The organism is Halorubrum halodurans (assembly GCF_002252985.1).
GTDB classification, from domain to species: Archaea; Halobacteriota; Halobacteria; order Halobacteriales; family Haloferacaceae; genus Halorubrum; species Halorubrum halodurans.
The window spans coordinates 175-546 of record NZ_NHPJ01000001.1; the positions used below are offsets into that span (position 1 = coordinate 175).

General features: G+C 62.1%; 1 pseudogene. It reads right to left on the reverse strand.

Features of this window, described 5'->3' with window-relative positions:
• A pseudogene (locus DJ70_RS17670) lies at positions 1 to 143 on the reverse strand (cysteine desulfurase); the annotation flags it as partial.
• Positions 144 to 372 lie beyond the last annotated feature (229 nt).

The following is a 372-nucleotide window of genomic DNA, read 5'->3' on the forward strand; positions in this document are numbered from 1 at the left end:
GCGTTGTCGAGGTAGACGAGGTCGACGTCGTCCGACTCGTCCTGTCCGGGCGAGGTAGGATCGCCCCCGACGGACCGATCGAGGATCGGGAAGTCGTCGCGGACCGCCCCCACGTCGAACGGGTACTGTTCTTGAACTCCCATTGCCCGAGGTAGGTCCCGGAGCACTAACACACCTTCGGTCCGGTACGTGTTGCCCGTATCGCGGATCTACGCAGACGCGTGGGATCCGAGCGATCCGGCCGATCGATGGTACGGATCGTGGAATCGCGGTACTGGAAACGTCTCCGGTACTGGAAACGTTTCCAACGTTCCAGCCGCTCGGTCGTACGTCGTCGCCGGCTTATAGGGCAGGTGTTACAGGTGGTCTTAC